This is a genomic window from Enterococcus sp. DIV0187, assembly GCF_051713785.1.
Lineage (GTDB): Bacteria > Bacillota > Bacilli > Lactobacillales > Enterococcaceae > Enterococcus_A > Enterococcus_A avium.
The window spans coordinates 279,019-294,561 of the sequence record NZ_JBIOQO010000002.1 but is presented as its reverse complement, the minus strand read 5'-3'; the positions used below and the strand labels follow the sequence as shown (position 1 = coordinate 294,561).

The following is a 15,543-nucleotide window of genomic DNA, read 5'->3' as shown; positions in this document are numbered from 1 at the left end:
CGACGAACAATACATGTTGGTCGGATTTTTTTCTAGCTTTTCCGTGATAAAATTTGGCTGGTCAGACGTTCTAATTTTTCTTTTGTGTTGAAATAGTTGTCTGGTAGTTTTCGGATATCCTTTAGTGCTTGTTCAGTATACTCGGTTGCCAGCTGCTGTGCGTAGTCTACGCCACCTAATTCTTGAACCAAACGCTGTACCTGCAAGGTATCTTCAACAGTCATCTGCTTTTGTTTTTCTAAGTAAGGACGTAATTGACTGTTATCTTGATTGAGCGCATAAATCAACGGCAGGGAATAAACGCCTTGACGTACATCTTCTAGGACGGGTTTACCTAATGTGGCAGCGTCTGCTTGATAGTCCAATAAATCATCCATAATTTGAAAGGCGATTCCGATGTTATGACCAATCATGCCAGCCTTTTTAGCAAAGCGTTCACTATTGCCGCTTTCAAAGGCACCAACTGAACAGCTTAAGGCAAAAAGTTCTGCTGTTTTTCCTGAAATATTCTCCAAATACTCTTCAACAGTTTGATCAAGTTTGTAACGATCATCCATTTGTCCTAACTCGCCATCGAGAATTTTTTCCATACTGCGAGAGTTCAGCTGCAGACTCTTTAGTGAGGTTGAGTAGTCGGATAATAATTTAAAACAGCAGATAAATAAATAATCTCCAGCGTAAACGGCGGTATCGTTACCAAAGGTGGAACGAATCGTCGGTAATCCGCGGCGTAATTCAGATTCATCCACGATATCGTCATGAATCAGGGTGGCCGTATGGAGCATTTCGATGGAAGCCGCTAAAGAGGTGGCTTTCTTTTCATCTTGTTCTGGACCAAATTGAGCAAACAGCAGCTGATAAGCAGGGCGCAAAAGCTTGCCGCCAGCATGGATCATATCCAACACAGCCGATTCGACTTTTTTATTTTTTAATTTCACCACATCCTCCATTAATTGGAGGGTCGTGGTTAACTGCTTAGCAAGATCAGGATAATCTTGCCACATGGGATGAAGTTTCATTTTGGCTATCCTTCTAATCCTTTTTCAGATTTTTTTTCGATTCATAATCTAATTGGAATTTTTGCAATGCACGTACGTGAACTAACAAATAATTGCCGGCGATACCAATGACGATACCGGCAAGAATGCCAAGTAGGGACATAACAGGCAAGTAAAGCATAACGGTCCAAGATTGCGCGATCCAGCTGGCGACGAAGAGCTGGCCAACGTTATGGAGAAAACCGCCGGCAGCGCTGATTCCGATGATGCTAACACGTTTAGGTCCAAGACTCTTCACTAGAAGCATACCGAAGTAGCTCAACAATGATCCGCTCATGCTATATAAAAAGGTTGAGATGGTTCCGCCTAAAAGGGTCGTTAGAATCAGACGCATCCAAATCAAACGAAAACTGTCTCTTTTGGGCATCGTAAAAATCGCAACGATGGTGATTAAATTGGCGAGTCCTAGTTTTGCCCCAGGCGCGAAGGCGAAGGGGGAAGGAAACATATTTTCAATCAACCCCAAGATGACACCCTGGGCTACTAGGAGTGCTATGTAAATTAATTTTTGTGTTTTATTCATAGTAAAAGCAGCTAATAGATGACACTGCCGGGTTCCCCTCCGTCTGAGGATTTGATTTCAATTAATAATTTGTGAGGCAAACAAACAATCGTTTCACCTGATTGGTCGATCCAGCCGCGACGTACACAGATTTGGTCACCGCAGTTCGCTTCTTTAATCCGAATTCGACCTTCTTTGATTTCAATCAAATTATAGTCGCCATCCTTATCTTCGTAGCGATAAGTGTAGCTCTGTGACTTATCTGAAAGATCAAAGGTCTTGATTTCTTGTCCATCAACAGAAAGAACCGCCTCTTGCATTGGACTGGCAGTGCGATTGAGACTAAAGACCACAACGGGAGCAAAAGAGAGCACGACTAGAATGAGAACGATGATGCCGTCCCAAGGCCGCAGCAAACTATTTTTTGCAAAATCCTTCAGCTTCAAATTATACACCTCATTTATCCTCACTTGAGCATTTCATACTAATGTTTGCTTCTTTTTCTTATCATAACATAAAGAAAGTTCTAAAGAGAAAATCAAGCCCTTTAGAACTTTCCTTCACTATTCGTCAAATAAATTTGACTTATTTTTTTCCGTAGATTGATCTTGGTGTTCCATACCACCATTTTCCGACAGTTCGTTGAATCCAAGGAATCACCCAGCGATCAAGACCAAGCGCTCGACCAGATCCGTTCATCAAAGCAAACGCTACGAAGATAAACCAAATGTTTACCCAGAAGAACATGCCAGATAGACAGAAGACTACGGTCAAACCAATCGTTGCAGCACTTGCTAACCAAGTGAATAGGCCGAAGATTAAGGCTAATGCAATACCAATCTCAACAAAAGTCATAAATTTTTGCATAAATAATGCAACGTCTCTATTTGGCATCATGAATTCCATGATATTTGAAAACCAGTGAGGCATTTTTTCAAAAACCGGCATTGGATTTTCACCAAAAGCATAACTGAAACCAAAATGTGTCGCAGCAGTAGCAGCCGCGTCAGTCGCGCCGCCAGCCGCTCCAGTTGCTGCGGTCGTTGCTTCAGCTGCGTGTGATCCAGCTGCGGATGCACCCGTTGTTACTTGCTCTTGCAACCAAGGGAAGGGGAAGACAACATTGTCAGTAAACCATGAGCCGCTTCCAAACCAAGAGCTTGGATTCAAATAGCTGCCGTCACCGACAACTTTTTTTGAGGCTTCGATTAGCCACATAGAGCCATAGAAGACCCGTAATGGAACACTCCACAATACGTTTCCGTAACGAGAAGAATGTCCGCGAGTTACGTTACGGTCGTTCTTGATGTGGAAAAATTCGTGCATCATGTATTGGAACATGTAGTAGCCTGAACGAATCGTAAAGAAGTACAGCAGATTGACTAAATGTTTAACCACGATCGCTAAGAAGCCTGATAGATGGATTTTATCCATCAAATTAGCAACGCCCCATTTAGATCCAATTGAAACCATAAATCCTTGATAATTACTCTTAAATTCGTGTTTCGGTGTGTTCTTGATTTTCGCTACAATATTAGCAGCTGCTGTATGTCCAGTTTGTTCAGCAGCTTGAACTATCTGCGGGGTTGGCTTGCCATCGTTGTTTTCTTCGTAATGAACCAAGTCACCGATGATATAGATATCTTTGTCCTCATAACCCTTTGCTTGCATGTATTCATTGGCGTACAAGCGTTGACCGCGGGCAGTTTCCAAACCGAAATCTGCCGCATCGGAGGTTCCCTTGACACCAGCAGTCCAAATCAAAGTGTTTGTTGGAATTTGCGAACCATCTTTTAGGACGATGTAATCAGCAGTTACCTCAGTGATTGGAGCACCTTTCTTCAGTTGAATACCTTTTTTCATCATGAAACGCTCTGCTTTTTCCGCGTCTTTACGGTCTAGCATATTTAGGACAGTAGGAAGGGCTTCAACAACCATTAGAGTAAACTCTTCAGGGCGTAATTTGTGTTCCTTAGCTAAAACAGTCTTCCATTCCATTAATTCGCCGATCATTTCGATTCCGGTAAAACCAGAACCACAAACCACAAAAGTGAGCATAGCACGGCGTGTAGCTTCATCGGGCTCCAAGGCAGCTTTTGCTACGGTATCTTCAATGTGTTTTCTGATCTTGATCGCATCTTCCATTGACCATAAGGTAAAGCCGTGTTCTTTAACACCAGGTGTACCAAAATCATTTGGTTCGCCGCCCATACCGATGATTAATTGATCAAAAGGGTATTTGCCTAATTTGGTTTTGACGATTTTTTTCTCTTTATCGATACCAATAACAGTATCTGTAACTAATGAAACATTTTTCTGACGAGCAAATAACCGCTGTAAATCGTATTGGACTGCGTCTGGTTCTACGCGTCCGCCAGCTACTTCATGTAATTCGGTCATCATTGTATGGTAAGAGTGACGATCGATCAAGGTGATCTCAACATCATCTTTTTTTAGCTTTTTGGCCATGAACTTCGTTGCTGAAACACCTGCATACCCTGCACCCACAACAACAATTTTCTGTTTTGCCATTGATAATCCGCTCCTTCTAAATGATAATGACTGCACAATTATAATAAATTGATAATACCTGAACAATCGACTACATTATACATATAGTTCATTTTTTTGTCTATAAGAACTATTCTAAAGTAATATTAACGGTATTCTGATAATATGATTAAAAAACAATAGTTATATATAGTATTTGATGTACAAAAACGTAGGGATGTTTTAGAATGATTTTGTTTAAAGAATCACAAAAAAATAAAAAGGTGGAGTTTAATCATGAAAATGAAAAAAATCGTATCTGGATTTGCAGTGGTAGCTTTTTCTACACTAGCGTTAGCTGCTTGTGGCGGAAATGATGATAAAGATACAGCAGCTAGTTCTTCAACAAGCTCTTCTGAGGCAGTTAAACCAGCGGAAAAAGTAGCAGGTGGGGATTTAGAAGATGGTACCTACAAGCTTGAAGAAAAAAATTATGCAAACGGCTACCGTGTTGTTTTTGACATGACCGTTAAGGATGGAAAAATCACGAAATCTAACTACGATTATCTAAATGAAGACGGGAAATCTAAAAAAGATGACGCGGATTACGAAAAGAACATGAAAGAAAAAACAAAAACAGGTCCTAAGGAATACATTCCAGAATTGAACAAATCTTTAGAACAAACACAAAATCCAGATGCAGTTGAAGTAGTAACAGGTGCCACTCATTCAAGTGAAAACTTCAAAAACTATTCTCAACAATTAGTCCAAGCAGCTCAAGCTGGCGATACGAAAACAATTGAAATCGACAATGGCGCTGATCTGAAAGACGGCACTTACAAGTTAGAAGAAAAGAATTACTCAAATGGCTACCGTACAATCTTCAGCATGACTGTAGCTGGCGGAAAAATTACTGAATCTAACTTTGATATGGTAGACAAAGACGGCAAATCTAAAAAAGATGATGCGGACTACGAAAAGAATATGAAAGCTAAAAGCGGTGTTGGTCCAAAAGAATATATCGAACAATTAAACAAAGGTTTAGTTGAAAAAGGTGCTCCTGCAGACGTTGAAGTGGTAACAGGCGCGACACATTCTTCACACGCATTCCAAACATACGCTGCACAATTAGTAAACGCAGCTGAAAAAGGCGACACAACTGCAATTCAAGTTGATAACATCGTCACTAAATAATAATTCCTTTATTTTAGGGAATCTTAGAAGAGCTGGGGTTTCCCCAGCTCTTTTTTTCAGTCCAACTTTTCGCAGTTATAAATCAATAGTAGATTAAAAAAATCTTTAATCTTTAAAGTAATAGTACAGTGTAGTTGGATGATATGTCAGCGAACTTAAAAATAAATTTTGTCAAAAATTTATTTCCTAAGATAAGAGATGACTTGCTAGTTTTGTTTTTGGCAGTTTATGTGAATCAAGGTCAGGTTAACAGAGGATAGTAAAAAAACGGTTGAACTGTTTAGCAAAATAGTATGCGTGCCGAAAATCCGACTCATTTTTCAAGGGTTTGGAAAAATGATTTCATTCAAATGAGGTAGCTTTCAGTCCAACTTTTCGCAGTTATTCATAAATAATCGATAGCAATCAGGAAATTAGCTGTTTTTAAATAAATCAACATAGAAAATTTGTCTTAAACACGCTATGATAAGGTGACAAAATTTTGAATACAAAGGAAGTAGCGAAGTGAAGAAAAGAATAGTGATCATGACTTTCGGGTTATTGATGGTTCTGCTGACAGCTTGCGGCAGCAACAAACCAAAAATAAATGAAAAGCCATATGAGGATAAGCAATTTTTAATGGGTACATATGTCCAAATGCGTATTTATGATGATGGAAAGGAAGCTGCTCTGAAACCGGCTTTCAAGCGAGTGAAGGAGCTGGCAGATAAGATTACGGTTAATCAAGAGGGGTCAGAGATTGACGCAGTCAATAAAGAGGCTGGGGTAAAGCCAGTCAAAGTGACAGATGACATGTTCTTTCTATTAAAGGAAGCTTATAAATATAGCCAAGATTCAAAAGGCGGATTCGACATGGCGATTGGTCCAATTACATCGATGTGGCGGATTGGTTTCCCCGATGCGCGTAAGCCGGCTCAAAATGAGATTGATCAAGCCTTGAAGCTGGTTAATTATCATGAGGTCGAATTCAACGATGAGAATAAGACTGTCTTTTTGAAAGAAAAAGGTATGAAATTAGACTTAGGGGCAATTGCAAAAGGCTATATCACCGATGAAGTCGTCAAGGTTTTGAAAGAAAACGACGTAACGACAGCGATTATTGATCTTGGAGGCAATGTTTATGTTATGGGTCATAGTCCGCGGGGAAATCAAAAAGAAGATTGGACAGTCGGAATTCAAGATCCGAATCAAGCACGGAATGTTGTATTAGGAAGTGTGCCAGAAAGTAATATGTCACTGGTAACATCTGGGATATATGAACGCTATCTAGAGGCGGATGGGAAAACTTATCATCATTTGTTCAATCCAAAGACTGGCTATCCTTTTGACAACGATATCGCCGGTGTAACTATTGTTTCGAAAAAATCAATCGATGGCGATGGCTTATCTACTGCGGTCTTTTCGATGGGGGTCAAAGAAGGCCTGAAATATGTAGAGGGCTTAAAGGATACAGAAGCGATCTTTGTTACGCGAGACGATAAGGTTTATGTCACAGCTGGATTGAAGGATATTTTTGAATTAAATAAAGAGGCTGGCTATAAAATGGGCAATGATAAGGATCTGAAATAATATGACAAGAAAGATTTTTTTTGATCTAGTAGAAATTCGAACGAAATTGGCAAGCTTCTTTCCTTTTTTAATTGCTGTGCTGTTTACGAATACGTATTTCCATTCGTTTCATTGGGGGAAGACGCTCTTTTTCTTTTTTGGCATGATTGCTTTTGATATGGCGACGACGGCGATTAATAACTATATGGATTTCCGCAAAGCCCATTCAGAAGAGTATAAATATCAAGAAAATATTATCGGAAAAGCTCAACTTTCGGAGCGAACGGTTGTAATGATTATTTTTGGATTGATTGGGTTTTCGGCCATTGTTGGGATCACATTAGCGATTCAAACTGGCTGGCTGTTGCTGGTGATGGGCTGTGCCTGCTGTTTTATCGGAGTCTTTTATACCTTTGGTCCGATCCCATTGTCTCGCATGCCGCTGGGCGAAGTCTTTAGCGGTGTGACGATGGGGCTGGGAATCTTTGCTATCACGGTTTATTTGAACACGTATGATAAGAAGCTTTTTTTCATGGAGCTGGATTTGCAACATTTTGCGATTACTGGGAGTACAACGGCGGCGTTGGCGGTTGTCTGGGCGTCAATTCCATTAATAGCCACAATCGCAAACATTATGTTGGCGAACAATCTTTGTGATCTGGAACAGGATATTGAAAATCATCGCTATACATTACCTTTTTATTTAGGCAAAAAGAATGCGGTGATCTTGTTTAATCTCTTAATGTATGGTTCTTATCTGGCGATCGTGATCGGTCTAATCACGGGTATCTATCAATGGCCGATTCTGATAACGTTCTTGAGTTTGCTAAAGGTCTATCCACAAACCAAAGCGTTTACTAAAGAGCAAATTAAACACAAGACCTTTGCAATGTCGATTAAAAATTTAGTCGCCTTTAATGGCAGCTATGCATTAGGACTATTGGTCACATTGTTGTGGCAGCTTATCTGATAAATCGGATGTCCCGCCCCTATAATTATGAGGTGGGTTTGCTTGTTGAAAAAATAATGAACGAGGGATTATTTATGGATAATACGAAGAAGCTAAAAGCTACGCAGCAAAAAATGACCAAAGAACATTTCTTTGAACTTGTGCAAATTCGTACAAAGTTTGCCGGAATCTTTCCTTTTGTGATTGCTATTTTATTTACTAACACGTATTTTCATTCCTTCCATCCGGGAAAGACTCTTTTTTTCTTTTTCGGGATGTTTGCGTTTGACTTGGCAATCACTGCAATCAATAACTATATGGATTTTAAAAAAGCTCATTCGGAGATTTACAAATATGAAGAAAATCTGATTGGACGAGAAAATTTGTCGGAAAAACAGATACAGCGTTTGATTATAGGACTAGTGGGTTTCGCGGCAATTGTTGGATTGATCTTAGTCGTTCAAACTGGCTGGATGCTGTTGCCAATGGGAGCAGCGTGTTTTTTTGTTGGCGTGTTTTATACGTATGGTCCGATCCCGCTTTCGCGCATGCCTTTAGGTGAGATTTTTAGCGGAGTTACTGAAGGGCTGGGAATTTTTGCTATTACGATTTATCTAAATACCTATGATCAACGCCTTTTTTACATGGAACTGGATTTCAATCATTTTGCGATCACTGGCAATACTATGGCGGTACTGGCAGTGATTTGGGCAGTATTTCCACTAATCTTGACAATCGCCAATATCATGCTGGCAAATAATATCAGTGATCTAGCGCAGGATATCGAAAATCATCGGTATACATTGCCCTTTTATATTGGGCGAGAGTGGAGTGTGAGGCTGTTCAATATTTTGATGTACAGCTGCTACGGATCAATCCTTGTTGTATTGATCGTTGGTATTTATCAATGGCCGATTCTGCTGACATTTATCAGTCTGTTTAAAGTAGTACCACAAACTCAAATTTTTACTAAGGAACAAATCAAGCACAAAACATTTCCGATGGCGGTGGAAAATCTGATCGTATTTAATAGCTATTACGCGTTGGGACTATTAGTAACGTAAATGCCCAATCACCAAGTACCTACACACCAAATAACCTAAGCCCTATAATGGACTTAAGTTATTTGGTTGTTTTTGCGTACTGTTTGGCGCACGTTGCTTGTGCGAGAGGCTGCCAAGGCAAAAGCTCATCCAACGCTTCATTAGAAACATGCGCTAGATTAGGAATGCGATCAAATAGAAATTCCAAATAGCTCACTGGATTCAGCCCATTTACTTCAGCTGTTCGATACACGCTTAGAATGATTCCCGAAGTTCGAGCACCTTCCAAACTGCACGAATGCATAGAATTCTTGCGACCGATTACCAGCTCTTTTATCTGGCGCTCTGCTAAGTTATTACTAAGTTCCAAGCGTCCATCCTCAAAAATCCGCTCAAATCCTCCACGCAACTTTAGCGCATACTTGACCGCTGTATCTAGTTTGGATTTTGGAACTGCTGTAAAGGAGCCCAGCCATTCATAGAAATTGATGAATAGAGGGGTTAAATAATCCCGGCGTTTTTTCTGCCGATCTTCAACGGATAAGTCGACCCACTCTCGTTCCAATTGGAACCAGATATCGATCATTTTGACAGCGATCCAAGCAGGCGTTTCCTCGTTTTTATTGTTCTTTGGAAGAGCTTCAAAAAACTTCCGACGTGCATGAGCCAAACAATAAACGAGTGTGACATTTTCCACCGCGTTATAGCCTGCGTAACCATCACAATGCAGATACCCGTTGAAATCTGCTAGAAATTGCTTTGGCACTTCGCCAGCTCGCGATACTGCGTGATGGTAATATACGATTGGATGTGTACTATGCTTTCCTGTGCTGAATAGCCAGTAATGCGTGTCTTTCTTGCCCTTCTCAATGACCCGATACGTGGTTTCATCGGCGTGAAGGATTTCCTCTTGGGTTAAATGACTTTTTAATCGTTGGGCTAAACTGTCTAAGGCGTTATGACAAACTTTGATATGCCAGTTGGTGATGTTATCTCGGGAAATATCCAGACCCAATGTTTCTTGCCAATAACTTTCCTGCCGATTGGCAGGTACTTTTTGACCAAACTTCAATCGGATGGTTTCGGCAATCACGCTGTTTGACCCTAAACTATTGGAAACGACAGGTCTTGGAACAGGAGCTTTTTTATAGGAAGAAACATCTGCCTTTTCGCATTCTTTGCAACAATACGTATGTTGGTAATGAACGAGCCGATCTAACATGGCTTGATGGAAAAGCACCTCTTCGCGAATCTTGGTTGTGCCAATGTCGGTCATTTGAGTGCCGCATTGGTCACAGATTCGTTGCTCAGTTGACAATTCATGGTGTCTTTCTTTTAAGGGAAGATAGGCGATCTTCGCCGCTTTTTGACCGATTTTTCTTTTGTGTCCTTTTACCATTGTTTCTTGTCCTTCTTCTGTTTGGGGAACGGCCTTACTATCTTCAACCTCATCAGAAAATAGGTTTAACTGACCAGTCACTTGTGAATCCAGTGTTTCTTTGGAACGACCAAAAAAACGATCCGTAAAATAGCTCAATTTCTCATTGAGAAGATGAACCTCTTGGTTCAATGCTTGATTCGCATGCTGGAGTTCTTTGATTGTTTCTGTCTGAGATTCAAGGAGTTGAAGTAGGATATTCACATCTACTTCGACGTTATTGTTAGAAGAAGAATTTGTTTGTAAGGACAAGAAATTCACCACCATTTTCATTGTTACTACTGTTATTATTATACCATTTAGACGCATCAAAAAACAGAGAAAACCGCATAAAATCAACGATTTCACTCTGTTTAAAAGAATCCTTTTGTCCCAGCCTTGATTGCTTTGGGTTGGTGAATACTTAATCCCTCAAGTAGCCAGTGAATCTGTTGCACAGACAGTTGGCGAACTTCTTCCTTTTTTCTCGGCCATTGCAGTCGACCGTTTTCAATTCGTTTGTATCCCAGAAAAAAGCCATCGTTATGCCAGTAGAGCAATTTAAATCGATCACAGCGATTGCCGCAAAAAAGAAAGATGGCATCTTCGTAAACATCCAGCTCATAGTCTTGTTGGATAATCCTAGCAAGTCCGTCAATTCCTTTGCGAAGATCTGTCTTACCAGTTACGAGAAAGATTTTTTCTACTTTGGTAAAATCGAGAAACATCTTATCCCAACTCCTTAAGGATCGCCGAGAGGATATAGCTGTTTACGCCATTATAGATCAAAACTTCAGAACCATCCTTCTGACGGATACGCAGGGCAATTTTTGCGGTACTGTTTTTTCTCTGATCACGAGCCGTTCTCGATTGATCGTGAAGTTGAATAGGAACGATATCATTTATGTTTTTCAAAAAAACACCTCCGTTTCACTTGATAGCTCAAGTATAGATGAAGGTGGAAATATTTTATAGGTACCGATTTATTAGGCATTTACTTAGTAACGATGATTTTACAGTTTGTATAGAAGAAAAAACCGGTGATCCGAAATCACCGGTTTATTTTTATCCTAATTGAATCAGAAAAACGATTAAACTAATCAGACCTAACCCTGTCACGATTGCAAAAAGCAGCTTATCTCGTTTGGTGGTAAAAACTGGTCGATGATAGGTATGGCTGTTCCACAGCCAAAAGACCATGCCCAATGCGTAAATGCCAATACAGTAAAGCAGGTTTAGCGCTCCTGAGGAATACAGCATATAAATTCCGTAAATGATCCCGCCAATGGCTAGAAATTGCTGCCCTTTATGTTTTTTTCCTTTGGCAATTTGCCATAAGAAAGCAGCAGACAAGACGTAAGGGACGAGTACCATCGTTGTGGCTGTATCTGTCACAGCCTGGAAGGCATCCATTGCCCAACGAGAGATCATGAAGACGATCTGCATGATAACACCATTTAATACTAAGGCGTTAACTGGCGCATTTTGTTTGTTGGCTTTTCCAAGGAAAGCTGGGAACATTTTGTCCTGTGCTGCATCAAAGGAAATCTCTGCAGCCAAAATTGTCCAAGAAATCCATGCGCCTAAAACGGAAATAATGACACCAATATCAATCATACTAGCTGCCCAAGCACCAGAAGAGGCTCGAAGGACACCGCTTAAAGAGGGACTTGGAAGATTAGCCAATTGCTCCTGCGGTAATGATCCAAAACTTAGCATTACGATTAATACGTAGATTGCTAAGGTTGTTGCATACCCAATCAAGGTTGCTCGCCCGACATCCCGTGCACGTTTTGCTCGCCCAGATAATACTACCGCGCCTTCGATCCCAACGAAAACCCACATAGTTTGCAGCATCGCATGTCGAACTTGAGTTGGGACAGAGCCTAATTGTTTACCGTTCAACATCATATTTTTAGCGAAGACATCGATTGAAAAGGTTTGATACTTAAAATGAACGAACAAAAGAAAAATCGCCATTAAAATCGGAATAACTTTTGCACTGGTAGCGATCGTATTCAAAATGCTGGCAGTCCGAATTCCGCGAGCGACTAAAAAGATTACACCCCAAATCATGAAGGTTCCTAAAAGCAATCCGATTTGTCCACCAGAGCCGCCGATGGAGGGGATGAATTTGCTTAACGCATCTAAAAATAAAATGACAAAGGAAACATTTCCGATAATATTGCTTAGCCAATAGCCCCAAGCGGAGTTAAAGCCAATATAATCGCCAAATCCGTCTTTGGCGTAATAGTAGATTCCGCCGATAATTTCAGGCTCTTCCTTTGAAAGGGTCTGAAAAACCTTCGCGATGAAAAAAACACCGACACCGGTAATCAGCCATGCAAGCAAAGATGCGACAACACCAGCGGATTGTGAAATGCTGCTGGGTAGATTGAAGACGCCGCCGCCAAGCATTGAGCCGATCACGATCATACTTAAGCCCAATAAACTTAACTCTTTAGTATGATTATCAGGTGGTTGATTCTGTTCCATAAATTTACCTCTGTTTTAGATTCATGTTTTTTATCTCAATAAAAATATTTTCGCTAAACGTTTCAAGAAGGGGGGAAGCCGAAATTGAATTTTTTGAGACACACTTCTTCTATCTAAGCATACTCAGTTGAAAATAACCATTAGGAGGGAATAAAACTAACGGTTAACAGATTAAAGAATTGACATTTATTTTTAATCTAAATCGAAGATAAACACGGCGGAAAACAGTCTGGTAGAACAAATTGCCGTTACTAGAGAAACTAGCTATGTTATTGTTAACAGTTTTGTATGATGCTCGAATGAATTAAATGATTCATATAGGCGCCAGTTACTATAGAAACAGGAAGGATAATACCTGTCTAGCGGTAATTTTTTATAGAGAGGGTGTTTTTTTATTTATCAGAGTGATAGAATTGAACCAGCGAGGAGGTCTAGGATGATTGAAATTCGATTAGCAACACCAGCAGACGCAACAGCAGTAGCAGCAATTTATGCGCCCTACGTGAAGGAAACAACGATCACATTTGATTATGCTGTCCCCAGTGAAGAAGATTTTGCCCAGCGAATAGCGGAAACGGTGACTACATATCCATATTTTGTAGCCGAACACAACGGCATAATCTTAGGTTACGCTTATGCCCATGCGTATAAAGAACGCGCTGCCTATGATTGGGCAGTAGAGGTAAGTGTCTATGTTGATCGGCAAAAACGCGGTAACGGAGCGGGAAAGCTTTTGTACCGCTCATTAGAACAAACCTTGAAAAAGCAGAATATCGCGATTTTAACAGCGTGTATTACTGGCGGCAATCAAGCCAGTATCGATTTCCATAAGAAGCTTGGCTACCAGCAAGTGGCTAATTTCCCTAAAATCGGGTATAAATTTGATCAATGGCTGGATGTCATTTGGCTGCAAAAATTTTTAACGGAGGTAAAAGGGGAGATGCCGCCTTTTATCCCTTTCTCTAAATTATGAGCAGAAAGAACCAATTCACACTGAGTACACTAGCAAAAGGAAGACTATTTGCCTTTCTCATTATTGTTGCTATAATCGTGCGTGTTGTGTTAGCCGTGGAAATGCCAGTCAAAATTTATATGCAGGCAGGGTATGACGATGCACTTTCTATCAATCAAGCATTAACTATTTTAGCGGGAAAATGGTTAGGCCCTTATGGTACGGGGACTTTGACTAAAGGGTTGTCTTTTACTTTCTTCCTTATTGTGAATCATTTTTCAAAATTGTCTTATCCGCTGTTTTTGTGTTTAGTGAATATGGCAGCGGCCTTTGCGATTGTGAAGGCTTTGGCGCCGTTGATCAAGAATCGATACTTAAGCGGACTAGGCTTTCTATTTTTCAGCTATTCACCGGTTACATTTACCTCAGATTTTTCATTAAGGGTTTATCGAAATAGTTTGGTTTTTGCAGTTGTGTTGTTCGTATTAGCCGGAATACTTGGTCATTTCTTACGAAGAAAAGAAGCACTCAGAAAACGTCTCCCATGGGCCGTCATACTGATAGCGGCTTTTCCTTTCTTTTGGTTTTTGCGTGAGGATTCTATTTGGCTAGTGCCCTTATATGCTGTCGCGACCATTTGTACGTTATTTGGAATTATTGTAAAGCATTCCTCGCTTGGCTCTTCATTCAAAGAGGGCTTTAGAAATTTTTGGATGCTGCTTAAGGAAACGAGTAAAACGAGATTAATTGGAAATATCCTACTTTTACTAGCACCTGTGCTGTTAACCGCAGGCGAATCTTTGGTCATTTCAAAAATCAATTATGAGCATTATGGAATCTTTACCACCAATGATCGGACAAAGACCTCATTTGCCAGAATGACAGAAAATCTGATTCAAATTGACAATAGCAGCTTTGATTCTGAAGTGGTTGCTGAAGACAGTGGAATTTGGGTGTCAAAAAAGACGTTTGATAAGGCACAAAAAGTGTCCCCAACATTTGCCAAATACAAAAAGGGAATCAATTGGATCTATAGTGAATCAATTTGGCCGGATTCTTGGCCAGTAAAAAATGGTGAGCTGCCTGGTGATATGTTTGTTTGGGGCTTACGTGAAATGTTTCAGCGAGAAGGTCTCTACAAGGACGGCAAAGCAAATGAAAAAGTCTTTAAAAAAATCTCCCAGGAGCTGGAAGAGGGTTTTGAGTCAGGCAAGTTAAATAGGAAAAATATGTTCTTTGTCTCGAAACAAAGCAATGGGAAAAAGCTTGAAGATATGGGAAAGGTATGTAACTATATTGGGGCAGGTGTTATTGAAACCACATTTTATCGAAGCTATCAAACGAGCTATGGCGGATCAATCTTTGTAGAAAATCAACCAGCTGAAGTTGTTCTAGACTTAATTAATGTCAAATCTGTTTCTACTTTAAAAGAGGGAATGGAGGCAGAGGAGCGGCGAACAAAACCGTTTGTATTTCTGATAAACGGGATTATCTGGATTTATCGGATTATTTCACCAATACTATTGCTTGCGAGCTTAGGCGCTATCTTGTTGTTCACAATTGCTTATTTTAAAAAGAAAAGAAATCGGCCGGTTTTAGCGGATTATTTGATTATTTTCCTTGGTTTATTGTTGACCTATACCGTGTATCTATTTGGCGTTTCATGGTTTGCGACCTGGGCCCCCGGCAGAAGAGGCTTATTTATGTTTTTCTACACAGGTGCAGGGGTACCGCTGATGCAAGTAATTGAACTACTAAGCGTAACGTTGATTTTCAGAAACGCAAAAGGAAAATTGTTCGAATATAAAGTCGAATCGGATTAGGTTTCGTTAATGATATTCTAATGAAATTCATTATGAATTGTTACGCGCCTATACCAATGGTTTGCTATCCT

At 40.2% G+C, this 15,543-nt stretch carries 14 protein-coding genes; 6 read left to right on the top strand and 8 right to left on the bottom strand.

Translation table 11 applies throughout. The features are described 5' to 3' along the window. Positions 1-32: 32 nt before the first annotated feature. The 4 genes from IGI52_RS21315 to IGI52_RS21300 form a co-directional block, all read right to left on the bottom strand. Positions 33-1,019: a polyprenyl synthetase family protein gene (locus tag IGI52_RS21315; protein WP_048721799.1), complete on the bottom strand. Its 987-nt coding sequence runs from the start codon at positions 1,017-1,019 to the stop codon at positions 33-35. Between the two features lie 13 nt (positions 1,020-1,032). After that, the gene (locus tag IGI52_RS21310; RefSeq protein WP_016178261.1) at positions 1,033-1,581 is read right to left on the bottom strand and encodes a Gx transporter family protein; all 549 of its coding nucleotides are present in this window, start codon (positions 1,579-1,581) and stop codon (positions 1,033-1,035) included. A gap of 11 nt (positions 1,582-1,592) precedes the next feature. Continuing rightward, positions 1,593-2,006 carry a NusG domain II-containing protein gene (locus tag IGI52_RS21305; RefSeq protein ID WP_034875886.1) on the bottom strand — a complete coding sequence of 138 codons (414 nt, stop codon included), beginning with the start codon at positions 2,004-2,006 and terminating at the stop codon, positions 1,593-1,595. 139 nt (positions 2,007-2,145) lie between these two features. After that, a complete protein-coding gene (locus IGI52_RS21300) occupies positions 2,146-4,092 on the bottom strand; it encodes an FAD-dependent oxidoreductase (protein ID WP_438782403.1) in 1,947 nt (648 codons plus the stop codon). Positions 4,093-4,347: 255 nt separating this feature from the next. On the opposite strand from IGI52_RS21300, the gene pplA reads away from it, so the two are divergent. From pplA to menA (IGI52_RS21280), 4 genes are all read left to right on the top strand, one after another. Then, entirely contained in the window at positions 4,348-5,244 is an 897-nt protein-coding gene (pplA, locus tag IGI52_RS21295) for an extracellular electron transfer flavoprotein PplA (RefSeq protein ID WP_438782402.1), read from the top strand. 543 nt (positions 5,245-5,787) lie between these two features. Continuing rightward, a complete protein-coding gene (locus IGI52_RS21290; RefSeq protein ID WP_369906299.1) occupies positions 5,788-6,813 on the top strand; it encodes an FAD:protein FMN transferase in 1,026 nt (341 codons plus the stop codon). A 1-nt stretch (position 6,814) separates the two neighbouring features. Beyond that, positions 6,815-7,762 (top strand): 1,4-dihydroxy-2-naphthoate polyprenyltransferase, encoded by a 948-nt coding sequence (gene menA / locus IGI52_RS21285; protein WP_438782401.1) that lies wholly within the window; start codon positions 6,815-6,817, stop codon positions 7,760-7,762. A 74-nt stretch (positions 7,763-7,836) separates the two neighbouring features. Continuing rightward, the gene (gene menA / locus IGI52_RS21280) at positions 7,837-8,805 is read left to right on the top strand and encodes a 1,4-dihydroxy-2-naphthoate polyprenyltransferase (RefSeq protein ID WP_438782400.1); all 969 of its coding nucleotides are present in this window, start codon (positions 7,837-7,839) and stop codon (positions 8,803-8,805) included. 58 nt (positions 8,806-8,863) lie between these two features. On the opposite strand, the gene tnpC is transcribed toward menA (IGI52_RS21280), so the two are convergent. The 4 genes from tnpC to IGI52_RS21260 form a co-directional block, all read right to left on the bottom strand. Next, entirely contained in the window at positions 8,864-10,426 is a 1,563-nt protein-coding gene (gene tnpC, locus IGI52_RS21275) for an IS66 family transposase (protein ID WP_070557863.1), read from the bottom strand. A 149-nt stretch (positions 10,427-10,575) separates the two neighbouring features. Further along, positions 10,576-10,929 carry an IS66 family insertion sequence element accessory protein TnpB gene (gene tnpB / locus IGI52_RS21270; protein ID WP_070557861.1) on the bottom strand — a complete coding sequence of 118 codons (354 nt, stop codon included), beginning with the start codon at positions 10,927-10,929 and terminating at the stop codon, positions 10,576-10,578. Position 10,930: 1 nt separating this feature from the next. Then, positions 10,931-11,116: a hypothetical protein gene (locus tag IGI52_RS21265; RefSeq protein ID WP_070557862.1), complete on the bottom strand. Its 186-nt coding sequence runs from the start codon at positions 11,114-11,116 to the stop codon at positions 10,931-10,933. 150 nt (positions 11,117-11,266) lie between these two features. Continuing rightward, positions 11,267-12,697, bottom strand: coding sequence for a basic amino acid/polyamine antiporter (locus IGI52_RS21260; RefSeq protein ID WP_438782399.1), 1,431 nt, complete (start codon positions 12,695-12,697; stop codon positions 11,267-11,269). Between the two features lie 436 nt (positions 12,698-13,133). On the opposite strand from IGI52_RS21260, the gene IGI52_RS21255 reads away from it, so the two are divergent. Together IGI52_RS21255 and IGI52_RS21250 are read left to right on the top strand one after the other, a co-directional pair. Further along, positions 13,134-13,670 (top strand): GNAT family N-acetyltransferase, encoded by a 537-nt coding sequence (locus IGI52_RS21255; protein WP_438782398.1) that lies wholly within the window; start codon positions 13,134-13,136, stop codon positions 13,668-13,670. Between the two features lie 101 nt (positions 13,671-13,771). Then, positions 13,772-15,472 carry a hypothetical protein gene (locus tag IGI52_RS21250; protein ID WP_438782397.1) on the top strand — a complete coding sequence of 567 codons (1,701 nt, stop codon included), beginning with the start codon at positions 13,772-13,774 and terminating at the stop codon, positions 15,470-15,472. Positions 15,473-15,543: the final 71 nt, after the last annotated feature.